The 21,103-nt window shown below is 58.8% G+C and carries 18 protein-coding genes, 1 pseudogene and 1 riboswitch; of the genes and pseudogenes, 5 read left to right on the forward strand and 14 right to left on the reverse strand.

The window, feature by feature from the left end:
* Positions 1-232 precede the first annotated feature (232 nt).
* From HMPREF9081_RS01010 to HMPREF9081_RS01025, 4 genes are all read right to left on the reverse strand, one after another.
* A complete protein-coding gene (locus HMPREF9081_RS01010) occupies positions 233-1,003 on the reverse strand; it encodes an ABC transporter ATP-binding protein (protein WP_006305019.1) in 771 nt (256 codons plus the stop codon).
* The gene (locus HMPREF9081_RS01015; RefSeq protein WP_006305020.1) at positions 1,000-2,019 is read right to left on the reverse strand and encodes a FecCD family ABC transporter permease; all 1,020 of its coding nucleotides are present in this window, start codon (positions 2,017-2,019) and stop codon (positions 1,000-1,002) included. The genes HMPREF9081_RS01010 and HMPREF9081_RS01015 overlap by 4 nt, the downstream gene beginning before the upstream one ends.
* Positions 2,016-3,146, reverse strand: a complete 1,131-nt coding sequence (locus HMPREF9081_RS01020; protein WP_006305021.1) for an ABC transporter substrate-binding protein — start codon at positions 3,144-3,146, stop codon at positions 2,016-2,018. The genes HMPREF9081_RS01015 and HMPREF9081_RS01020 overlap by 4 nt, the downstream gene beginning before the upstream one ends.
* 73 nt (positions 3,147-3,219) lie before the next feature.
* On the reverse strand, positions 3,220-4,467 hold the full coding sequence (locus HMPREF9081_RS01025; protein ID WP_006305022.1) for an S-layer homology domain-containing protein: 1,248 nt from the start codon (positions 4,465-4,467) through the stop codon (positions 3,220-3,222).
* Positions 4,468-4,555: 88 nt separating this feature from the next.
* Between HMPREF9081_RS01025 and HMPREF9081_RS14240 the strand changes: the two are divergent.
* A pseudogene (locus HMPREF9081_RS14240) lies at positions 4,556-4,678 on the forward strand (secretion protein HlyD); the annotation flags it as partial.
* A gap of 56 nt (positions 4,679-4,734) precedes the next feature.
* On the opposite strand, the gene HMPREF9081_RS01030 reads toward HMPREF9081_RS14240, so the two are convergent.
* The 3 genes from HMPREF9081_RS01030 to HMPREF9081_RS01040 form a co-directional block, all read right to left on the reverse strand.
* Positions 4,735-5,790: an ABC transporter substrate-binding protein gene (locus HMPREF9081_RS01030; RefSeq protein ID WP_040394176.1), complete on the reverse strand. Its 1,056-nt coding sequence runs from the start codon at positions 5,788-5,790 to the stop codon at positions 4,735-4,737.
* A 216-nt stretch (positions 5,791-6,006) separates the two neighbouring features.
* On the reverse strand, positions 6,007-6,792 hold the full coding sequence (locus HMPREF9081_RS01035) for an ABC transporter ATP-binding protein (RefSeq protein WP_006305024.1): 786 nt from the start codon (positions 6,790-6,792) through the stop codon (positions 6,007-6,009).
* On the reverse strand, positions 6,792-7,796 hold the full coding sequence (locus HMPREF9081_RS01040) for a FecCD family ABC transporter permease (protein ID WP_006305025.1): 1,005 nt from the start codon (positions 7,794-7,796) through the stop codon (positions 6,792-6,794). The genes HMPREF9081_RS01035 and HMPREF9081_RS01040 overlap by 1 nt, the downstream gene beginning before the upstream one ends.
* A 100-nt stretch (positions 7,797-7,896) precedes the next feature.
* Positions 7,897-8,053, reverse strand: a riboswitch (molybdenum cofactor riboswitch).
* Positions 8,054-8,203: 150 nt separating this feature from the next.
* On the opposite strand from HMPREF9081_RS01040, the gene HMPREF9081_RS01045 reads away from it, so the two are divergent.
* Positions 8,204-8,950, forward strand: coding sequence for an EGFR-like transmembrane domain-containing protein (locus tag HMPREF9081_RS01045; protein ID WP_006305027.1), 747 nt, complete (start codon positions 8,204-8,206; stop codon positions 8,948-8,950).
* Positions 8,951-9,334: 384 nt separating this feature from the next.
* Here the strand turns inward: HMPREF9081_RS01045 and HMPREF9081_RS01050 are convergent, their stop codons facing one another.
* The 7 genes from HMPREF9081_RS01050 to HMPREF9081_RS01080 all read right to left on the reverse strand — a co-directional run bounded on the left by HMPREF9081_RS01050 (position 9,335) and on the right by HMPREF9081_RS01080 (position 16,306).
* The gene (locus tag HMPREF9081_RS01050; RefSeq protein WP_006305028.1) at positions 9,335-10,552 is read right to left on the reverse strand and encodes a YwqG family protein; all 1,218 of its coding nucleotides are present in this window, start codon (positions 10,550-10,552) and stop codon (positions 9,335-9,337) included.
* On the reverse strand, positions 10,549-12,468 hold the full coding sequence (locus HMPREF9081_RS01055; protein ID WP_006305029.1) for a TRAP transporter permease: 1,920 nt from the start codon (positions 12,466-12,468) through the stop codon (positions 10,549-10,551). The genes HMPREF9081_RS01050 and HMPREF9081_RS01055 overlap by 4 nt, the downstream gene beginning before the upstream one ends.
* 164 nt (positions 12,469-12,632) lie before the next feature.
* Positions 12,633-13,100 carry a DUF1850 domain-containing protein gene (locus HMPREF9081_RS01060; protein ID WP_006305030.1) on the reverse strand — a complete coding sequence of 156 codons (468 nt, stop codon included), beginning with the start codon at positions 13,098-13,100 and terminating at the stop codon, positions 12,633-12,635.
* Positions 13,097-14,071: a TAXI family TRAP transporter solute-binding subunit gene (locus HMPREF9081_RS01065; RefSeq protein WP_040394178.1), complete on the reverse strand. Its 975-nt coding sequence runs from the start codon at positions 14,069-14,071 to the stop codon at positions 13,097-13,099. Before HMPREF9081_RS01065 ends, HMPREF9081_RS01060 begins: the two co-directional genes overlap by 4 nt.
* Before the next feature lie 176 nt (positions 14,072-14,247).
* Entirely contained in the window at positions 14,248-14,664 is a 417-nt protein-coding gene (locus HMPREF9081_RS01070; RefSeq protein ID WP_006305032.1) for a hypothetical protein, read from the reverse strand.
* Positions 14,664-15,233 carry a gamma carbonic anhydrase family protein gene (locus HMPREF9081_RS01075; RefSeq protein ID WP_006305033.1) on the reverse strand — a complete coding sequence of 190 codons (570 nt, stop codon included), beginning with the start codon at positions 15,231-15,233 and terminating at the stop codon, positions 14,664-14,666. The genes HMPREF9081_RS01070 and HMPREF9081_RS01075 overlap by 1 nt, the downstream gene beginning before the upstream one ends.
* Before the next feature lie 14 nt (positions 15,234-15,247).
* Entirely contained in the window at positions 15,248-16,306 is a 1,059-nt protein-coding gene (locus HMPREF9081_RS01080; protein ID WP_006305034.1) for a hypothetical protein, read from the reverse strand.
* 509 nt (positions 16,307-16,815) lie between these two features.
* On the opposite strand from HMPREF9081_RS01080, the gene HMPREF9081_RS01085 reads away from it, so the two are divergent.
* From HMPREF9081_RS01085 to HMPREF9081_RS01095, 3 genes are all read left to right on the forward strand, one after another.
* Positions 16,816-18,510: a methyl-accepting chemotaxis protein gene (locus HMPREF9081_RS01085; protein WP_040394180.1), complete on the forward strand. Its 1,695-nt coding sequence runs from the start codon at positions 16,816-16,818 to the stop codon at positions 18,508-18,510.
* A gap of 151 nt (positions 18,511-18,661) precedes the next feature.
* Positions 18,662-18,880, forward strand: coding sequence for a cation transporter (locus tag HMPREF9081_RS01090; protein WP_006305036.1), 219 nt, complete (start codon positions 18,662-18,664; stop codon positions 18,878-18,880).
* A 20-nt stretch (positions 18,881-18,900) separates the two neighbouring features.
* Positions 18,901-20,757 (forward strand): heavy metal translocating P-type ATPase, encoded by a 1,857-nt coding sequence (locus tag HMPREF9081_RS01095; protein WP_006305037.1) that lies wholly within the window; start codon positions 18,901-18,903, stop codon positions 20,755-20,757.
* Positions 20,758-21,103: the final 346 nt, after the last annotated feature.

Raw genomic sequence — 21,103 nt, forward strand, 5'->3', positions numbered from 1 at the left:
TTTTGTGCAAGCTGTTACGGCGAGTGTAGTAGCCTACTACATTTGCCAGTGGCTAGACAGCTGCCTTCGTTGAGTAGCTAGCCCAAGGTGAGAACGCCCCATAAATGTGCGAGAAGCCCCCGTAAGAATCGCCAGTTCTTACGGGGGCTTCGTCGTTTGTGACGCCTGTATCAGTTCGTCCTTGCCTAGGCATAGTATAGCACAGCACATTTCAAATTTCAAGACGCGAACTTCATGCAATATCCCCGCCGACACAGACCGTGCGCGTGCCGATCTGCCCGATGTGGACAGGCAGTCCGTAGAGTGCGGTCATGCCCTCCTCGTCGATGACCTCCGCTGCCGCGCCGTGCTTCCAGAGTGTCTTGTCCTTCAGCACGAGGGTCTCCGCCGCGAGATAGAGCGCGTGATCGGGGAAGTGCGTCGTCATCAGGATGCCGATGCCCTGCGCATGAAGTCGTTGCACAAGATGGAGGAAGCGGTGCGCGTTGCCGAAGTCGAGGTGTGCTGTCGGCTCGTCGAGGATGAGGAGCTCCGGCTGCTGCGTGAGCGCCGCCGCGAGCAGGACGAGCTGACGCTCGCCGCCCGAGATGTTCGTATAGGGCTGCTCCGCGAGATGCGCGATGCCAAGAAAGTGCAGGTGATGCAGGGCAAGCTCCGCCTCGCGCTCTCCGGGCGAGCCGAAGTAGCGCATGTGCGCTGTGCGCCCCATCATGACGACATCGAGCACACGGAAGGGAAAGGTCGGCGTATGGTTCTGCGGGATGTAGGCGATCTTTCGCGCGAGTGCCCGCTGCCCATACGCACCGCGCTCCTTCCCGTCGAGGAGCACGCGCCCTGTGCCGCCATGCTCGCCCACAATACATTTCAGCAGGGTGCTCTTGCCCGTGCCGTTCTTTCCGAGAATGCAGTAAATCCCCGTGCCCGCGAGGGAGAATGTCACATCCTCCAAGATTGTGCGCCGCGCATCGTAGGAAAAGCCCAGCTGCTCTACGTCCAGTCTCACCAGCGCACCTTCTTTCGCAGAATGAAGTAAATGAAGATCGGAATACTCACAATGCCCGTAATGACACCAATCGGAATCTCAAGTGCCGTCAGCGTGCGGCAGAGATCGTCGATCACGAGCAGATAGACGATGCCGAGCGATGCGGACACGGGCATCAGCCGCCGAAAATCGGGGCCGACGATCATACGCGCGAGATGCGGGATGACGATGCCGACCCAGCCGATGATACCGGAGATACTGACGACGAGCGCAGTGACGAGTGTCGCAGCGAGAATGATGACGGCGCGGTCACGCCGGACGGCAACGCCCATCGACTGCGCCTCCTGCTCGCCCATGCTGAGGATGTTGATGCGCCAGCGATAGAGGAACAGCAGCGTGAGTGCCGCAAGATACGCGGGCAGGATGAGCAGAAGCCCATCGAACTTGACACTTGCAAGCGAGCCCATGAGCCAGTAGACGATCTGCGGCAGCTTTTCCTGCGGATCGGCGGTGAATTTCAAGAGTGCCACGAGCGAGGAAAAGAATGCGCTCACAAGCATGCCCGAGAGGATCATCGTGACGGATGCGCCGCGCTTTCGTCCCGCGAGGAGGAACGTCAGCCCCACGGACACGATGCCGAACACGAGTGCCGCCATCTGCACGCCCGCCGCCGGCAGAGACAGCACGATCGCAAGGGCCGCGCCGAATCCCGCGCCGTTTGATACGCCGAGCGTATAGGGACTCGCGAGGGGATTGCCGAAGAGTGCCTGAAAGACACCGCCCGCAACGGCAAGCCCGCAGCCTGCAACGACCGCGCCGAGGATGCGCGGCAGGCGCACGTCATAGATCATCGACACCTCCATCGCTGTCACATCGGGCGGCAGTACGCCCGTGAAGTCCGCAAGGAGAATCTGGTAGACGTGCGTCGGCGAGATGTGATACGCACCGAGGGTCAGCGAGTAGAGGATGCACGCCAAAGGGAGCAGGACGAAAAGAGCGCCCTGCCCCCCCATGACGTATTTACTTACGCGCGTCATTTCCGCACGATGCCGTCTCCGACCGTGCCCGTGAACGGCACGCCGTAGAACGTCTCATAGAACTTCTTCGCGCGCTCCATGACCACGTCTGCGCTCACCTTGTCCGGATAGAACATGTGTGCAAGCCACAGCTCGCCGAGCGCGACCGAGTCCGCATCGGGATTGCCCCACGGCTTTGCCCAGTAGGGAGCCTCGATTACATTGCCGTTCTGGACGGCTCGCAGCTGTGCGTAGGCGGGATCGGTGGTGAACTCCTTGTAGATCTCGGGGTAGCGATCCTGCGAGATGATGACATCGGGATTCCACTTTGCGAGCGACTCGACGTTGTACTCGCCGTTCCCCTGGATGTCCTTCGCCGCAGGGTTCATGCCGCCCGCACGCAGGAGCATGCAGCCGACATACTTGTCGTTGCCGTAGACCATGTGCTTGCTGCCAACGGGGATTGCCGTCACGCGCTCCGCGTCGGGAATCGTGCCAACCGCCTTCTCGACGATGGCGCGGCTCTCCTCGGCAAATGCCCAGAGCTCCTTTGCCTTCGCGTCACGTCCCGTGAGGTGTCCGAGGATCTCAATCGCACCGCGTAGGCCGTCCGTATACGCCTTGTCCGCATTCGACAGGCGCGGATTCTGCGCCTCCGCCTGCTTCCCCTCGCCGCGCAGTGAAATCACCGCGACGGGGATGCCCATCTCGCGCAGCTTTGCCGCCGATGCCTGATCGGACTGCGAGGCGACGATCACGATGTCGGGCTTCAGCTTTGCGATCTCCTCGATGTTCGGCTGCGAGAGCGTGCCCGGTGTCGGCATCTCCTTGATCGCCGGCCAGATGTCCGCGATGTAGTCGCCGAGGTCGCGCTGCCACGTCGACTCGACACCGACGATCTTGTCCTGCCCGCCGAGCTGGCAGATGATGTCGAGCGAGTGATGCTGCAGGACGACCATGCGCTCCACGGGTGCCTTCACCGTGACCTCATTGCCCGCCTGATCAGTGAACGTGTAGTTCTCCGCCGCTACGGGCTTCTGCTCCGCCGCCTTCTTGGCGTCCTGCCCGCAGCCCACGAGCAGCGCCATCGTAACGATCGCCGCGAGGAGCGCGGTAAGGGCACGCCGCAGGATGAATGTATCTCTCATAAAATCTCCTTTCGTTTAGAAAAACCGCCCGATGACGAATGTCATCGGGTGGCTCAGTATGAAAATAATTCGTTTAGAAATTGAAATCTACACGCGCAAAGATCTTGCTCGCATCCTTATCGCCTTTGAGATCCTTGCCGCGGAAATACTCGACCTTGCCGACAACGTTCTTGAACGGCACATAGTGAACGCCGGCCTCCCAGCCCTTCTGTCCCGCACTGATCGCGTTGTACGTCGGCTTGAACACAGCATAGTCACCGAGGTGACGGTAGGCGACAAACATTCCCCACGAGCCGACATCCGACTTCTTCGCGCCCTTGTACGAGAGCTGCACACTGCCCGCCTTCTTATAGCGATCCGCCTCCGTGTTCTGCGCATATGCGCCCGAGAGGCTGACATTCTTGTCAAAGGCAATACCGCCGCCCAAGGAGAAGATCCGTGCCTCGTCCGTCGTGCCGCTGTTCTTGTAGCCCGCCACGCGATATTTCTCGCTGTTCGCATGGTAGTAGCCAACGCCCGCATTGATCTTGCCGCTCTTGCCGGTCAGCTCAATCACCTGCACGTTCGCCGCAGGATCGCTCGAAGTACCCAGCTTGTTGACGCGCCCCGCTACGACCTTTGCCCTCACCACATTGCCAAAGCGCACGGTCGCGCCGGACATCGAGGGCGGATCGGAAACCATGCCGTTATCCACGTCTGAGAAGAGCGGCATCTGACCGAGGCGCACCTCGAACTTGCCGTACGTGCCGATGGCATGGGCGCGATCCACCTTGAAGTTCTCGCTGCCCTTTCCGTCGCCCGCATCCTTATCCATCAGATGATAGCCCGTCAAACGTGCCGTCACCTTCCAGTTCTTGTTGACCTCTGCCGTCGGGAACACGCGGAACATCGCCATGTTCTGATTCGCGCGCGCCTTGCCATCATGACGATCGCTTGTGTACTGATAACGGAAGAAGCCCGTCCACTTCACCATATCGGCGTTCTTTTCGAGATTTGCAACGCGCACGCCGAGGTTGTTCAGCTCATCGGCGAACTCAGCGGCAAGACGATCAACAAGAGCCTTGTCCGATGTAGACATATCCCCCTTTGCCATCGCCTTTGCAACCATCTGCGCCATCTCATAGCGCGTGATGTTGCGGTCACCGCGATACGTACCGTCGCCGTAGCCCTCGATGACACCGTCTGCGGCAAGCTGGGTCACAGCATCGTACGCCCAGTGGTCACGCGGAACGTCGCTGAACGGATTCGCCGCCGCAAACGTGGTCGATGCCGCGCCGATCGTGAGTGCTGCGGCAAGAGCCGCGACAAGATTCTTCTTCATAAACAAAACAGTCCTTTCCCTGCGGGATTCCCCGCTGTCCTAAAATATAGGAATCGCTGATAAAATGAAGTCCGTCAGATTGGCGTAGATTTTTTGTCCGAACAAGGAGACAAACCGGACGCATAGCCAAAGCTACGTGGAGGATTTGTCGACACAGTGCGGGCAAAAAAGATGCACCAAGATGGCGTGGCTGAATTTATCAGTGCTTCCTGTATTGCTGCACTGCCACAGAGAGTTCTGGGGCAGTGCCGACAATCAATGAAACAATTACTTCGCAGGTGCTTCGCCCTTGATGATGCGCTGTGCATCTGCCTCGCTCAGATCATAGTGGAGGAAACGCTTGTAGAAGTCCACGGTCTCCTTCACGAGATCGACATCGGCAAAGAGCTTCGGCTGGATCGTCTGTGCCGCCCAGAGAAGCTGCAGCGCGGACTCGGCACTGTAGCGATCCCAGTTGAACGTGCCGACGGGGTTCGCATAGATGCGCCCGTTTTTGACCGCCTTGATGCTCGACCACTGCGGATCGTTCTTGATTGCCTCGATGCCCTTTGCGGACTGCATACCGCCGATGATGATGATATCCGGATCCGCCTTGAGGACTTCCTCGATGGTTGTCTTGATCTGTGGTCCCTTCGCTGTGATCGCGTTACGCCCGCCGCCGTAGCGAATCCACTCGTCGATGATCGTATCCACGCCGTCCACCTTGAAGAGGTCGTCGCCGCCGACGATGTGGAGCACGACGGGGCGGTCGGCATCGCTGAGCTTCTTCGTGCGCTCATCCGTAAACTTCGTCTTCTCGTCGAGGTAGGAGAGGTACGTCTCCGCATTCTTCACAGCATCGCCGCCGAGCACATCGCCCGTGATCTTCACAACCTTGCGCAGCCCGTCATAGGTCGCAAAGTTGACACGCACCGCCGTATAGCCGTTCTTGCGTGCCGTCTCGATCTGTTCCTTACTGCTCGCAAGCACGACCTGCGGCTTCTCCTTCTCAACCTCTTCCCAGTTCACATCCGTGCCCTTGACCGGCGCGGAGATCTCCGCGATACGCGGATAGACCTGCGCGAACCATGGGAGCCCCTGCACATTCTTCGTCGTTGTGACGAGCTTGTCCGCGCCGCCGAGAAGCAGCACAACCTGATTGTTCGCGTGCCAAAGGTCGGCGATGCGCTCCACGTTCGCGGGAATCGTGACCTCCGTGCCGTCGATGTCCGTGACCGTGCGCGCCCTTTCCTGTTTGCCCTGCGCGGCGTTCTCCGTCCCGCAGCCCACAAGTGCTGCGACCATCATGACGAGAGCCAGCAGCGCAATGAGATTTCTCTTCATTGCATACATCCTTTCATCTGAAAAACCTGAAACTTTATTGTTAGCGTGTAATCCCCCGTAGCGACCCCTAGTGGAACAAGCGGGAAAAGCACACGTTCTGCCCCCTGCGGATTTCATTCGTTCAAGCGAAGCGCGATTGAGATCCGCAGGTATTTAGACAGATAAGTGTGCGACCGCTTGTGCAACGAGGCGTTCGCGAGGGGGATGCACGACATACTACAGCCGAGGAATCACGCAGACCGTACGCCCCACATTGTCGCTGTGAAAAAGGCTCAGCTTCGTCCCGTACAGTTCCTCAAGGTGCGATACCCGCACCTCGTCCACGGACTCGTAAAAATCCATATGCGTGCCGAAGCAGAGCGCGACACGGCTGTTCAGCAGTAGCGCCTGCTCGGGCAGATGCGTTGTAAAGACGACCCCGTAGCCCTTTGCACGCAGATGGTCGATGATCTGCAGGACGAGCACCTGATTGCGCACATCGAGTGCCGCCGTCGGCTCGTCCATGAGGATGAGCTGCGTATTCTGCAGGAGGGCGCGCCCGATGGCGACCAGCTGTCGCTGACCACCGCTGATCTCCCTGCACTGGCGGTCGCGGATGTGCGCGATGCCCAGCTCCTCAAGGATCACATCCGTCTGCGCATAGTCCGCCTTGTTCGGCGCTGAGAACATCCCCGTGCGCACCGTCGCGCCAAAGGACACGTAGTCGCGCACCGTAAACGAGCTCTCCGCGCTAATGATCTGCGGCACGAACGCGATCTCCCGCGCACGCTCGCGCGGTGACATCGCATAGATGTTGTGCCCGTTCGTATAGATGCGCCCCTGTGTCAGCTCCTGAAAGCCCATGAGACACGCAAGCAGCGTCGACTTGCCGACACCGTTGCGCCCGAGGAGCGCGAGCACCTCGCCGCCCTTGATCGAGAACGAGATGTGCTCGAAGATGTACGGCGCATCCGCGCGGTAACGGAACGAGCCGTCATCGAGCCAAAGCATTGCGCGCTCCATCAGAAATACCTCCGCTGGCGATAGAGAATCCACGCGAAGAACGGTGTCCCGACGAAGCCGCAGAGGATCCCGAGCGGCACCTCCGCCGAGGTCAGCGTGCGTGCGAGGAGATCGGCGAGCATCAGGAAGGACGCGGCGAGCACCGCCGTCGCGGGCAGGAGCTGCGCGTGGTTGCCGCCGACGAGCATCCGCGCCAGATGCGGGAGGATCAGCCCGATCCAGCCGATCGTTCCGCTCAGGCACACCGCCGATGCCGTGAGGAGTGTTGCAAGCGCGATCACGGCAAGTCGCTCGCGCTGCACATTCACGCCGAGACTCGCCGCCTCCTGATCGGAGAGCGAGAGCACATTCATGCGCCAGCGCATCGCAAGCAGCCCCGCGAGCATGAGGACGATGATCGGCGTGACGTAGAGCAGGTTGTCCCATGAGACCTTTGCAAGGCTGCCGAGCTGCCAGTAGACAATGTCCGCGAGCTCCGTATCAGGGTCGGCGAGGTATTTGAGCAGCCCGATCACCGCCGCCATAAAGCCCGAGACGATGATGCCGCAGAGGACGAGCACGATGCGCGAACGGCTCTGCACGAGCTTCGGCAGCATGAGTGTCATCGTAACCGCCGCGATACCGCCAAGAAACGCTGCGACCGCCGTGACTCCGAGCGTCAAATGCGCGAGAATCGCAAGGCACGCGCCCACGCTCGCGCCCTGCGAGACACCGAGGAGATCGGGCGAGACGAGATCGTTGCGAAAGACGCCCTGATATGCCGCGCCCGACACCGCGAGTGCAACGCCCACGAGAATATCCCCGAGGACGCGCGGCAGGCGGATCACCATGACGACATTATACATCGACGCGTCCCACGTGATCGGAAGTTCGATAAAGTTTGACGCCAGAATCGCACAGACCTGATCGAACGGAACATAGAACCGCCCGACCGAGAGTGAGAGCACAAAAAACAGTACGGCGAGCACACTCCCCGCCGCCATCATACGCGCATATTGCCCCATAACGCCCCTTTTCCGTTCTGCAAATCCCCAAACTTTCCCAACAAAAAATGCCCGCCGGAAAAATCCAGCGAGCAATTACAGCGCACAAAAAGAGCGCAGTTCTCCCCCTGCCGGTTTTCCTTTGCAATGCAGACAAAAGCCTGCGGGCAGGGAAGGACGTTTCCATACCTTCCCCCGTGATCTGCGAGAATCCCGCGATCAGGCCGACGCACCATAGCCTGTGCCACAGGTACGGCGGCTCGAAAAACATAAAGATATATGGAGTTTGCATGAGTATAGCATGAGATTCCGAATAATACAATGAAAAAATCACTGTATTCCATCCTGTCAATCATTCGTCTTGCAAAATCCAACATACTCATGTAGAATATAATAGAATTGGTATTAAAATTTATAGGAGGTATCTTATGTTTCTGACACGATGCACACATGCGGTGCGCACGGTCCTCGCGGCAGCGATGCTGGGCATACTCGCACTCACGAGCGGCTGTTTCAGCGGCGATGTAAATGTCGTTATCAACGAGGACGGCAGTGCCGATCTCAAGACGACGCTCGTCAGTGTGCCGATGCTCGCCGAGATCGTCGAGCAGAGCAAGACGGCGGCGACTGCCAAGAATCCTGATGCGCAGGTCACACCCGTGACAAAGGAGAATATGTCGGGCTACGAGATCACGGAGCACTACGCGACGATCGACAAGCTGTCCGAGAACGATTTCTTCAAGGCGAACGAGGGCAAGAACACGGGCATCACCGCGAACAAGAGCCTGTTCTACACGGACTACAACTTCGACCTGCTCTTCGAGGGGAGCCAGAACGGCGGCGGCGCGGGTGCGTTCGCAAGCAACATCACGTTCACCTATCAGATGACACTGCCCGTTGTGCCCACAAGCTCGAACGCCGATCGCTCGGAGAACGACGGCAAACAGCTCACGTGGAACCTCGGCAAGACGCTTGTCACAGGCGAGTCGTCGAAGATGGAGGTCGCATTCCGCATCTGGCACAAGACGACGATCATCGGCACCATCGTCCTCGTCGTCATCCTCATCGGCGCCGGCGCATTCTTCTTCCTGCGCAAGCGCAAGGACCCGGAGGAAGAGCCGGAGCAATCCACGGAGGACGCTCCGATCGACATCAAGCCGCTCGATAAGAACTAGGGAAGCACTGATAAATTCAGCACCATCATCTTGGCGCATCTTTTTTGCCCGCACAACGCCTGCAAATCCTCCACAGAGCACCACTCTGCGTCCGGTTTTCCTTCTCAATCGGACGAAAAAATCTACGCCAATCTGAAGGTCTATTTTATCAGTGATTCCCTACGGAACACACAAAAATGAGGAACCCCTGCAAACGTGCAAGGGTTCCTCGTTTTTTATATAGACTTTTGCAAGTATTTTTCTTTATTCTGTCCATATCAAAGCAAACGAAGAAGGCATCGACCCTCTCCGTTTGTTGTGGTCGCACTCTGAGCGGCGACACGCTCGCTGTTCTATGGTCATTGTATCTGATTTGCGCAAAAAATCAATCCCATTAAGCATGCGTCAACCGCACTGCAAAATCAGGTGGACACGGTCGAAATTCCGTGCGGCAAGGTCTTCCTTCCGAATCCAAAAGTAGATCAGACCGCAGTCGCCGTACATCAGCTCCGTATCCCCGTCCGTCACTGTCCCCATTTGCAGCAGCAATACCCAGCGCTCCACGGATGTTTCCACCGGATCCGCATCCTCCTCTTCGAAGCACCGTGCGTGCACATCCCCCTCGATGTCTCTGCTGTAAAGCTCACACTCAGGCTCCATTTCGCCCTGAATCTCATCCGCATAGCCGAGCATCTTCATGGGATTGTCCTCGTGTGCGGCAGCATCGTATCCGAACTCCGCCCGCAGTTCGTTGTAGGTGTCCCAATCCACCTCTTTCCCGCTCCTGCGGCTGTATGCAAAAGACGACAGGAGACTGACGGCGTCTGCAAATGTCAGTGCCTGTTCGCCCACACTCCACTCCTTCGTTTCCGCCGGGATCGCCGTCGAGACAAGCTGCTCCGTCTCCTTGAAATAGTAGACGCGCGCATAGCCCTTGTGCCCCGGTTCGAAGCCCCACTCCATCGACATGGTCTCATAGAAGAAGCTGAGCACGCCCGTCTTCGGCAGGAGACCTGTGCGATCGTACTGCGCGGCTTCGCCAAGGTTGATCTGCGCGAGAAAGGCGAGTGGACGGTTCTTTGTCACATCCTCGAAGTCCGTTCCCTTATAGTACGGCCAGTCAAAATCTGCGGGCAGGTCGGGTGTTCCGTAGAACTTGCTTGCCCCGACGGGAAGTTTTTTCTGCGAAGGATGATGTGTAATCACAATCTCCCGCCGCTGCGTGCGTTCAAAGAATGCTGTCACCGCACGGCGCAGGCATTCCCGCTCCGCCTCAACTTCACACACGAGCTGTTCCACGCTCATAGAAGCGGGCTCCTCCGCATACCAGCCGTGCTTGTTTTCAACCGCCTCTTTGCACCGTTCCGTCATCCCGCCGGGCTTGCCGAAGAAGATACGCTCGATCTCCGCCTTGCCCGCCGCATCATGCTCCGCCGCTTCCAAATATTGCAGAGCCAGACGCAAAGCACAAAGTTTCGGATAACGATTGACCGCGAAAAAGTACAGGGCATAGCCCATGCGGTAGTTCCAGAGCGCATCGCGATCGACTTCCGGAGCCCCGTTCAGTGTCTTGATCGCATTGAAAAAGCTGCGCTCCTCGATGGATTCCTGCGCGGTCTTCATGCTTCCGCCTTCTTCGCGCGCGTGTACTGCATCGCGAGAATCACGGCAAAGATGGCGAGACCGATCATGTCGGTCATGCCGCCGGGCTTGATCATGAGGAGTCCCGCGACGATGAGCAGGACGCGCTCATACAGGCGGCAGTGATCGGCGAGGAATCCGCAAAGTGCGGAGCTGACGGCAATCATGCCGAGGAGCGCGGAGAGCGTCGCGACAATGAGTGTCAGCGGGGTTGCGTCGACCATCAGAATGACGGGAGAAAGCACGAAGATGTACGGGATGATAAACGCCGCAATCGCAAGTTTCGACGCGTGCACGCCCGTCTTGAGCGCATTGCCTCCGCTGATGCCCGCCCCCGCATAGGCGGCGAGCGCGACGGGCGGTGTCACATCCGCGATAATGCCGAAGTAGAAGACAAACATGTGCGCCGCGAGGATGGGCACGCCCATCTGCACGAGCGCGGGCGCAGCAATGGTCGAGGTGATGACGTAGTTCGCCGTGGTCGGCACGCCCATGCCGAGGACAATCGCCGTAATCATGGTGAAGAACATCGCGGGGAGCAGCATGCCGCCCGCCATCTCGATGAGTCCGGAGGCGAGGCGCAGTCCGACGCCCGTCTTCGTGACGACACCGATGATGATGCCCGCCGCCGCACAGGCGATGAGCACGCCGAGCACCGCCTTCGCGCCGCGCTCAAGCCCGTAGACGATCTCAATCGGCTTCATGCGCGTGGATTTGCGCAGCATGGCACAGGCGATGGAGAGGACGATGGCGACCAGTGCCGCACGCATGGGTGTGTAGCCCGAGACGAGGAGATAGACGATGACAACGAGCGGGATCGCCAGATGTCCGCGCTCCTTGATGAGGGTCAGTGGATTCGGCAGTTCATTGCGCGGAATCCCCTTGAGATTCTTGCGCTTTGCCTCGAAGTGCACGCCGAGCCAGACGCCCGTAAAGTAGAGGAGCGCAGGGATCGCCGCAGCCTTGACGACCTCGATGTAGGAAACGCCGACGAATTCCGCCATGAGGAACGCCGCTGCGCCCATGACCGGCGGCATGAGCTGACCGCCCGTGGATGCCGCCGCCTCGACCGCACCCGCAAAGTTCGGATGATAGCCGAGCTTCTTCATCATCGGGATCGTGAGCGAGCCCGTGCCGACGACGTTTGCGACGGAACTTCCCGAGACGGTACCCATCAGTCCGCTCGACAGGACAGCAACCTTCGCAGGACCGCCGCTCGCCCACCCCGCGACGGCGTTCGCCAGATCGATGAAGAACTTGCCGAGCCCCGTGCTCTCAAGGTATGCACCGAAGAGGATGAAGAGGAAGATGAACGTCGAGGAGACGCCGAGCGGGATGCCGAAGATGCCCTCGGTCGTAAAGTAGAGGTGGCTGACAAGCTGCTCGATCGAAAGCCCCCTATGCGCCAGTACGCCCGGCATATAGGGACCGAGGAAGGCGTACGCGAGAAAGAAGAGCACGACGGTCACCATCGGCAGCCCGACGACCCGCCGCGTCGCCTCGATGACGAGGAGGATGCCGATGCCGCCGACGACCACATCGGTCGGCGCAATCGCGCCTGCACGCGTCACGAGTTCGCGATACTGGATGACGATGTAGGCGGGTGCCGCTGCACCGAGGACGGCGAAGATCACGTCGATGGGATGAAAGAAGCTGTCCCGTGTCCACGCGCGCCGAAAGGGATAGAGGAGGTACGCGAGCGCGAGTCCGAAGCCGAGGTGGACAGCACGCTGCAGCTGCGCGTCGAGAATGCCGAAGGTCGCCGTATAGAGCTGAAAGACGGAAAAGGTGATGGCAATGGCGGCGATGATTTTTTTTGGAAGTCCCGCATAGTGGACGGTGTTTGATTCGCGGTCATATTTCTTGAGGACTGCTTCGGCAGTCTTGTGATCGGTCATAGAGAGTTCACATCCTTTGAGGAATTTTTCGGTGCGCCCCTTCCACCGCTTCGCGGTCCCCCTTCCCCGCAAGCGGGGCAGGCTTAGGGCTTTTTATATCCACAATATTTCACAAAAACAGAACAAAAGAAAGATGAGGCCGCCAAACGGCAGCCTCGGAAATCTCATAAAAAGTAGGTGTAGAGAGGTGCGACAACGAGGTCGATGCGCGTGCCGACGGGATACATCTCGTAGACGGGGATGCGCGCCCCGCCCGCTTCAATCGTCAGCTCCGTGCCGACGCCCGTCCTAAGACTCAGCTCGCTGTAGTCGCGGTCCATATCGAGGATGAAGTATTCCCCCTCCTGACGGAACGTCCCCTCCTCGGGGAGAAAGGGCAGTCCCACGCCGTGCGACTGATAGCGCGTGCCCGCGAGGTGGAAATGCCCGTCCGCGTGTGCGGTCAGGAACTCCTCGACGGGGGTCTTCTGTACGGAGTGGATGAAGTGAATCGTAACCGGCACCTCATCCCGAATCTGCCGCACAAGGACAATCATATCATCCCCTGCACGCAGGAACAGCGCAGGCGCACTCAGAATATCGAACGCAACGAGGAACACTGCTACAGCGAGTGCAATCGCATAGGCTCTCATTTCTCGTTAAAGTACTTCTCCGCGCCCTCGTTCATCGGCAGGGACATCCCCGCCTTCGCCGTGTCCTTCGTGATCTGCTTGCCGACTGCATGCGCCGCCTGCAGGCGGTCGAGGTTCGAGAAGATCGCCTTCGTGATGCTGTAGCCGAGATCAGCGTTCACGGAGGGACCCGCGACGAGCATCGCCATGACGGAGACACTCGGCACCGCCTCATCAAAGCCCGCATAGGTGCCCGCAGGAATGACGGTCTTGGTATAGAAGGGATACTTCGCGATCAGCTGATCCGCTACGTTCTCCTCCACGGGCAGCAGGCGCACGGGGTTCTGCGAGGCAATGTCCTGCACGGATGCCGTTGGATAGCCCGCCGTCAGGACGGCGACATCCACATTGCCGTCCTTCAGCGCGCTTGCTCCCTCGGCAAACGAGAGGAACTTCGCATCGATATCGTCATAGCTGACGCCATACGCCGCGAGAATCTGGCGTACATTCGCCTCGACACCTGAGCCTGCAGCACCAACCGCAACGCGCTTGCCCTTGAGCTCAGCGAGGCTCTTAATGCCGGAGGACTGGAGCGTCACAAACTGGCAGGTCTCTGGGTAGAGCGATGCGATGCCCTGGAGTCCCGCCACCTTCTTATCCGTGAACATCTCCGTGCCGTTCACGGCATAGTAGGTGATGTCGTTCTGCACCGTCGCGAGATCGACTGCACCGTCCGCAAGCATATTGATATTGGCAACGGACGCGCCCGTGCTCTGTGCACTCGCGTTCATGCCAGGGATATCCTTGTTCAGCACCTCGGCAATCGCGCCGCCGATGGGGTAGTAGGTGCCCGCCGTGCCGCCCGTACCGATGTTGAGGAACTTCTTATCTCCCGACGATGCGGAGTTGCCGCCGCAGCCGGTGAGAAGCACGGCAGAGAATACAAGGACCGCGCCTGCCGCAAAAATTTTCTTTACGGTAGAGATATTCATAGTCTTTCCCTCCAAACAAAATTCCATTCCGTTTTCGGCATATCATCGCCCAAGGCGAGAATAAATGTATTCTATCATAAAAGCCCCTATGCCTGCAAGCATAGGAGCTTCCTATATCACGGTATACATGTGGCATTGCGCGCATCCACATCCGACTACACAGAATCACAAACACATCAGTTCTTTACAATCTCTGCCGCCTCACCGTTCGCTCGGGCGCGCGCAATGCACTCCTTGAGGCGCACGATATTCTTCTCGTGGAGGTCGATGGCGAAGCGGATGCGCTTCTTCTCCTCCTCGGTGAACTCCGGCTTTTTGTATGCAATCCGAATGCGCGCAAGGCGCTCCTCCACATCGCGCAGTTCGTCCTCCATCGGTCGCACATGCTGGAGTGCGCATCCATAGACCGCGCGCATGGCATCCTCCACGTACTGTGCGTAGCCCGGCTCACCCGAGACTTTCTCGAGCCACTGCGCAACGTGATGGATGACATCGTAGGGCGACTCACCGCCGTGGATCATGGAGACGATCTCCATCTTCACCTGCTGCTCGCGTCCGTGCGGCTGACGAATAAGATCTGTTTCCTCTGCCATCAGATGATCTTCTCTCCGTGATAACGCTCCCCGCCAATCTCCGGATAGAGACCGTACTCCACGGCCCACTCGCATTTGTACTTAAGCGCCTGCGCGTGGATGGTCGCGACGCGATCGATATTCTCGCGTACGATCTTTGCAGGCACGCCTGCCACGAGTGAGTTCGGAGGGATGACGGCATTCTCCTTGACCACGGCACCCGCCGCAACGATGGAACCACGCCCGATCTTTGCACCCGTGAGGACGGTCGCGCCCATGCCGATGAGCACGTGGTCCTCGATCTCGCAGCCGTGGATGCAGGCGCAGTGCCCGACGGTCACATAGTCTCCGATGATGCACGGGTAGTCGTCCGCAACGTGCAGGCAGCTGAGGTCTTGGATGTTCGTACAGACGCCGACGGAGATGTAGTTTACATCGCCGCGTGCGACGACACCCGGCCAGAGACCGGAGTACTGTCCAATGCGCACATCACCCGAGAGGAATACCTGCGGGGCGACGAACGCCTCCTCGTGAATCTGCGGCGTGATGCCGTGAAAACTGGGGAATCCATCCCCCTTAAATGTAAACATCGGATATCCTTTCTTCAGCCCCTCGCCTCGAACGGCTCCACGCCGTGCGACGCATGATAATAGGTGCGCGCGGCAAGAATCTCGGCAACGCTTGGCGCGGGGCGCACGGGTGCGGGCTCCCCCTCCGTACGCTTCTTGCGGTGCACGCCGCGCGCCTCCTCCTCTGCCGCATCAAGCGCCGTGTTCGGGAGGTTCGCGAACTCCTCGGAGTTCGCATACTCCATCCACTCGCGCTGCAGCGCGCGCAGAAGGTAGACCTTCTCGTTGTCGAGCGGCGAGAGCTTGCCCTGCGCCTCTGCCTGACGAATCATGTCGTCGAGCTCCTCACGCGAGAGCACGCGGCGGTTGCCATATTGGTCGCGCGTCGAAGGACCGGGCTGAAAGCCTTCCTTTTCCTTATCCTGCGGGGCGTTCTGTGCGCCGTCCGCACGTTCCTGCGCAGCCCCCGCGCCTTCTGCCGCATGTTCGCTGCTCTGCGCGACCGCCTCACGCCCGAGCGCCCCCTGCATATCGCCCGTCGTCGGTGCCGCAGCTGTGCCCTCGGTCAGTGGCGCATCGAGTGCATCACCTGTAGCAGCCTCACCGCCTGCCGTCATCGCGGGCGCGGACGCCCCCCCCTCGGCGGAGCCGCCGCCCACACCATGAAAGCTCGGCATCTCGCCGCTGCCCGACTTCATCTCGGCAAGCACGGCAATGTTTGCCTGTGCCACGGCGCGCAGCGCCTCGTCCTTCGTCTTGGCACGCTTCAGCGCACGCGCAAGCGTCTCGCGCCGCTCCTCGATCCGTGCCACCTTCTCGTAAAGATCGGGGTTGTTTTCCTTCAGATACTGCTTATCCGTGGCAGAGAGCTTTCGCCCCTGCCGCAGCTTCTGACGGATCAGCGCCTCGCGGTTCGCATCTGCCTTGTCCCGCGTTTCCTGCGTCTCACTCGACTTCACCCTGCCGGGCTGGACGGGCGCACCCATCGCCTGTGCGAGGCTTTTTCCCGTCTTGATGCGATACTTCATCTCGCGACGCAGATTGCGCATCTGCGCATAGTCGCCGATTCTTCCGATTCCCTCAAAAAGTGCCATCCCATTACCTCCGTGTAATGTAATTTCATCCTATATTATGGTAATCGACAAATCACGGGTGATGCAACAGTATTTTACCGTATTTTGGGCAAAAAGAAAAGCCGGTATATTCACCGGCTTCAATCTCCTGCCATATCATTTGGTCGTCCATGCACAATCCATTTTTATAAACAATTCCGTCGTGCAGACACTAATCACCCTGCCAAGTCCCGAGGTGCTCCCCCACCAAGGCCGGCTAATCGTTCCAAACGCGCCCATGTGCCGCCCCCATCGTCCACAACCGAACGTCTGGCACACGGCATCAGCAGAAAATTTGATGTAAATTTATCATATTATGTCCATGTGTGCAATAGCTAAAAATTATTTTTGAAAAAAATTTTTCTTTTGATAAAAAAATGATTGACATAGCGTCTCATCGGGTGCAAAATAGCCTCGCATTAAAGTTTATACTGTGCATTCTTTCGGGGGAACGAACGCACGATGTGGGACAAAGAAATGAGGAGGATTTTATGGGACAGAGAATGCCCATCGGGTTGCAGCTGACAGGACTCGTCGGAAGCGTTATCGCCCTGATGATCGTACTGCTTGCCATCGTGCTCTACGAGTTCAAGGCGACCAGTGTGGACTATCAGCATCTGCTCTCCGTCACGGTCAAGAACAGCATTACACTGCTCGAGGCAGAGGATGACTTCCATCAGGGGCTGAGCGAGCTGCGCGGCTACATCATCACGCACGACGCAAGCCGCGCCACGGATACGGAGAATGCGCTCAAGAAGGCGGACGACCTGCTCGTCGTCTTTGCCGATCACGCGGTCAATCCCGAGGCGAAGCAGCGCGGCGAGGAGCTGCGCAGCGCCGTCCATGACTACACGGAGCGATCGAAGACGATCATCTCCCTGTACGAGCGCAACGATATTGCGACAGCGACTACGGCCTCTGCAGAACTGCGCAAGAAGACGGATGAGATCGACGCTCTCTTCAACAAAGCTGCCGAGCTCCAGACCTCCGTGCAGGAAGAGAAACTTGAGAAGCTGAACGATACCGTCGACCATATCTTTATGATCGTTCTCGCGATCAGTATCATCGGCATCATCGGAATCGGCGTAGCGGCAACGTGGTACGCACGCCGCCTCGCGAGCCGCCTCATCAAGCTGCGCGGCGATGTCGGAAGGCTCGGCAAGCTCGACCTTTCATTCCCCGGCACACGTGCAACATGGAACGATGAAATCGGTGACATGGCGAACGAGCTGATTGAGATGAAGGACGCCCTTCATCAGATTGTCCGCTCCATCCAGACCGAGGCAGACAACCTCTCCAAGGCGAGCAACAGTCTTTCGAACTCCGTCCAGTCGCAGATGCAGGTCTCCGAGAGCATTGCACACACCATCACGGATGTTGCATCCGACGCCGTACACAACAACAGCAACATCGGTGAGATCTCGAATGCCATCGAGCAGGTCAGTGCGCGCACCGAGGAGATGAGTGCAAGCGGAGTCCATGCGAACCAGACCGCAAGCGATGCCGTGGACGATGCTCGTCAGGGCATGAAGTACATCCACCAGCTCGTTCAGCAAAACACGACGGTCAGCGACTCCATGACGGAGATTTCACGCGTTTCGGAAAAACTGGTCACAGGCTCCGATGCCATCAAGGACGTCGTCACCACCATCCGCGAGATCGCGGGACAGACGAACCTCCTCGCCCTTAACGCAGCCATCGAGGCAGCACGTGCGGGCGAAGCGGGTCGCGGCTTCGCCGTCGTCGCTGAGGAGGTCCGAAAGCTCGCCGAGCAAAGCTCTGCCGCCACGAACGAGATCGAGCAGACCATCACCCATATGATCGAGAGCATCCAGTATGCGGCAACAGCGATTACAAACGCCGAGGAAAAGGTTGCGGAGAGCAAGGAAGTTACGGAGGAGACGGAGAAGAGATTCGATTCCATCCAGAAGCGCCTCGACGACGTACGCGTAAGTATTGAACATATCAGCCAAGCGGTCGACCATACGGCGCAGGATATGCAGGATGTCGTCGGCAACACGCAGAACATCAGCGCCGTTGCCGAGAAGACGGGCGCAAACGCCGAGACCGTCGCTGCCGCCTCCGAGGAGCAGAGCGCGAGCCTGCATGACGTGAGCGACAGCGCCGAGTCCCTCGCGCAGACCGCGACAAAGCTCAACGACATCACGTCGAAGTTTAAGCTGTAAAATACCCTTCAAATGAACCCCGAAGTTGCCGCTTCGGGGTTTTTGCTTGCAAAAATAAAAATACTACCTATTGACAATCTCTTCCTCCCCTTTTATAATCAAACACATGAATAGTTGTTCATATATCATTTAAATAAAGGAGTGGATACCCATGAAAAAGGCATTCAAGATTCGCGATCTCGACTGTGCCAACTGTGCGCAGAAGATGGAGGATGCTGCCGCAAAAATAGCGGGTGTGAACAAAGTGCGCATCAACTTCCTCAGTGCACGCATGACGCTCGACGCGGACGATGCACGCTTCGATGAGATCGTCGCAGAAATTGGGAAGATCATTAGGAGCATCGAGCCGGACGCCGTACTCGAAGTCTGATTGCAGAAGGGAATCCGGTCATGACGAAGAAACAGAAGAGGCTGCTCCTGCGCATCGGCGGAGCAGCCGCACTCTTCATCCCGGGAATGATCCTCGAAGACACAATCGTTGGCGTTGTGCTCCTCCTCGCAGCTTACACTCTCACCGGCTGGGACATCCTCTGGCGTGCGGCGATGAACAGCCGCCACGGGCGCGTCTTTGACGAGAACTTCCTCATGACAGTCGCCACCCTCGGCGCGATTGCCCTCGGTGACTACTCCGAGGGTGTCGCCGTCATGCTGCTCTACCAGATCGGTGAGTGGTTTCAGGGCTACGCCGTGCAGCGCTCCCGCCGTTCCATTTCATCCCTGATGGACATCCGTCCCGACACGGCGCGTGTGCTCAGAGATGGTGCGGAGGAGGAGGTATTCCCCGACGAGGTCGAGGTCGGCGAGACCATCATTGTCCATCCGGGCGAGCGCGTCCCGCTCGACGGCATCATCACGAAGGGCGAGGGACTCCTCGATACTTCCGCGCTCACGGGTGAATCCATGCCGCGCACGGTGCAGGCAAACGATGAGATCATCAGCGGCTGCATCAATGCGACGGGTGTGCTCGAGGTGCGCGTCACGACGCCGTACGAGGAATCGACCGTCGAGCGTATCCTGTCTCTCGTGGAGGAGGCGACGGACAAAAAGGCGACCACCGAGACGCTCATCACGCGCTTTGCCCGCTGGTACACGCCCGCTGTTGTCATCGGCGCCGTGCTCCTTGCCCTCATCCCGCCGCTCGTCACGGGCGATCCGTTCAGCATGTGGATCTACCGCGCCCTCACCTTCCTCGTCATCTCCTGCCCCTGTGCCCTCGTCATCTCCGTGCCCCTCTCCTTCTTTGCGGGAATCGGCGGTGCGAGCCGCGCGGGCATCCTCATCAAGGGCGGCAACTATCTTGAGGCGCTCGCAAAGGCGGACACCGTCGTATTCGACAAGACCGGCACACTCACCAAGGGCAGCTTCCACGTCGCAAGCGTCGTGCCCGCCGATGGCTTCGCAGAGGAGGACGTACTCTTCTATGCGGCGAACGCCGAGCGCTACTCCACCCATCCCATCGGGCGCTCCATCCTCCGCGCCTTCACGGGCGGCGGCGGCACAACCGAGGATACGGACATACACGCGCTCGAGGAGAACGCGGGACGCGGCATCTCTGCGCACGTGGGCGGGCATTTCATCCTGCTCGGCACACACGACCTTCTCACAGCAAAGAACACGGTAAACATCCCGCCCGTCCCGCACACGGGCGCGGTCTACCTCTCCGTCGACGGACGCTTCGCAGGCGTTGTTCACGTCGCGGACGAGCTCAAGGAGGACGCGGCGGAGGCGATCCGCGCCCTGAAGGAGCGCGGCATACGCGAGACCGTCATGCTCACGGGCGACTCGCGCTGGATCGGCGCGAGCGTCGGCAAGAGCCTTGGGATTGATACGGTCCACGCAGAACTTCTCCCACAGGACAAGGTAGCGCAGGTAGAGCATCTGCTCTCCGCAAAAAAGGAGGGCAAGACCCTCGCCTACGTCGGCGACGGCATCAACGATGCGCCCGTGCTCGCGCGTGCCGATGTCGGCATCGCGATGGGCGCACTCGGCTCGGATGCAGCGATCGAGGCGGCGGATATCGTCCTCATGACCGACGAGCCGAAGAAGATCGCGACCGCCATCGACATCGCACGCAAGACCATGCACATTGCGTGGCAGAACATCGTCTTCGCCATCGGCATCAAGGGCATCGTCCTCGTCCTCGGGGCGCTCGGGCTCGCGGGACTCTGGGCGGCGATCTTCGCCGATGTCGGCGTCACCGTCCTCGCCATCCTCAATGCCATGCGAGCACTCAGCGTGAAGGAATGACTTGCATTGCAGACACGCATCTGATATAATAAAGACACAAAAAAGAGAACCGTGACAAGACGGCTACCTCTTCACATTACACGGTTATAACCGCTCGTGCTTGGTAGGTAGGGCGGTTATTTCTTTTTAACGCAGATAATGTAGCCAGTGACGAGGATCAGCGCAAGGATGAACTCGTAGTAACTCATATCGCAACACCTCCCACTTACAGAATCGGGAAGGTGAAGAAGGTAGCCGCCATAGCTTGTCAGAGGGTTCTCTGTTTCTATTATACATTCATTTGTTCGAAGTGCAAGTAAATCTTTCTACACAAAAGCCCCCGACCATCGTCGGGGGCTTTCTTATA

The organism is Centipeda periodontii DSM 2778 (genome assembly GCF_000213975.1).
Taxonomy (GTDB): domain Bacteria; phylum Bacillota; class Negativicutes; order Selenomonadales; family Selenomonadaceae; genus Centipeda; species Centipeda periodontii.

Bases quoted from the DNA above. Each gene is read 5' to 3' on its own strand.
- HMPREF9081_RS01045 (WP_006305027.1), top strand. From the start codon at position 8,204: ATGTTTCTGACACGATGCACACATGCGGTGCGCACGGTCCTCGCGGCA.
- HMPREF9081_RS01075 (WP_006305033.1), bottom strand. From the start codon at position 15,233: ATGTTTACATTTAAGGGGGATGGATTCCCCAGTTTTCACGGCATCACG.
- HMPREF9081_RS01015 (WP_006305020.1), bottom strand. From the start codon at position 2,019: ATGACGCGCGTAAGTAAATACGTCATGGGGGGGCAGGGCGCTCTTTTC.
- HMPREF9081_RS01035 (WP_006305024.1), bottom strand. From the start codon at position 6,792: ATGGAGCGCGCAATGCTTTGGCTCGATGACGGCTCGTTCCGTTACCGC.
- HMPREF9081_RS01040 (WP_006305025.1), bottom strand. From the start codon at position 7,796: ATGGGGCAATATGCGCGTATGATGGCGGCGGGGAGTGTGCTCGCCGTA.
- HMPREF9081_RS01025 (WP_006305022.1), bottom strand. From the start codon at position 4,467: ATGAAGAAGAATCTTGTCGCGGCTCTTGCCGCAGCACTCACGATCGGC.
- HMPREF9081_RS01020 (WP_006305021.1), bottom strand. From the start codon at position 3,146: ATGAGAGATACATTCATCCTGCGGCGTGCCCTTACCGCGCTCCTCGCG.
- HMPREF9081_RS01095 (WP_006305037.1), top strand. From the start codon at position 18,901: ATGACGAAGAAACAGAAGAGGCTGCTCCTGCGCATCGGCGGAGCAGCC.
- HMPREF9081_RS01080 (WP_006305034.1), bottom strand. From the start codon at position 16,306: ATGGCACTTTTTGAGGGAATCGGAAGAATCGGCGACTATGCGCAGATG.
- HMPREF9081_RS01065 (WP_040394178.1), bottom strand. From the start codon at position 14,071: ATGAATATCTCTACCGTAAAGAAAATTTTTGCGGCAGGCGCGGTCCTT.
- HMPREF9081_RS01085 (WP_040394180.1), top strand. From the start codon at position 16,816: ATGGGACAGAGAATGCCCATCGGGTTGCAGCTGACAGGACTCGTCGGA.
- HMPREF9081_RS01060 (WP_006305030.1), bottom strand. From the start codon at position 13,100: ATGAGAGCCTATGCGATTGCACTCGCTGTAGCAGTGTTCCTCGTTGCG.
- HMPREF9081_RS01050 (WP_006305028.1), bottom strand. From the start codon at position 10,552: ATGAAGACCGCGCAGGAATCCATCGAGGAGCGCAGCTTTTTCAATGCG.
- HMPREF9081_RS01070 (WP_006305032.1), bottom strand. From the start codon at position 14,664: ATGGCAGAGGAAACAGATCTTATTCGTCAGCCGCACGGACGCGAGCAG.
- HMPREF9081_RS01090 (WP_006305036.1), top strand. From the start codon at position 18,662: ATGAAAAAGGCATTCAAGATTCGCGATCTCGACTGTGCCAACTGTGCG.
- HMPREF9081_RS01055 (WP_006305029.1), bottom strand. From the start codon at position 12,468: ATGACCGATCACAAGACTGCCGAAGCAGTCCTCAAGAAATATGACCGC.
- HMPREF9081_RS01030 (WP_040394176.1), bottom strand. From the start codon at position 5,790: ATGAAGAGAAATCTCATTGCGCTGCTGGCTCTCGTCATGATGGTCGCA.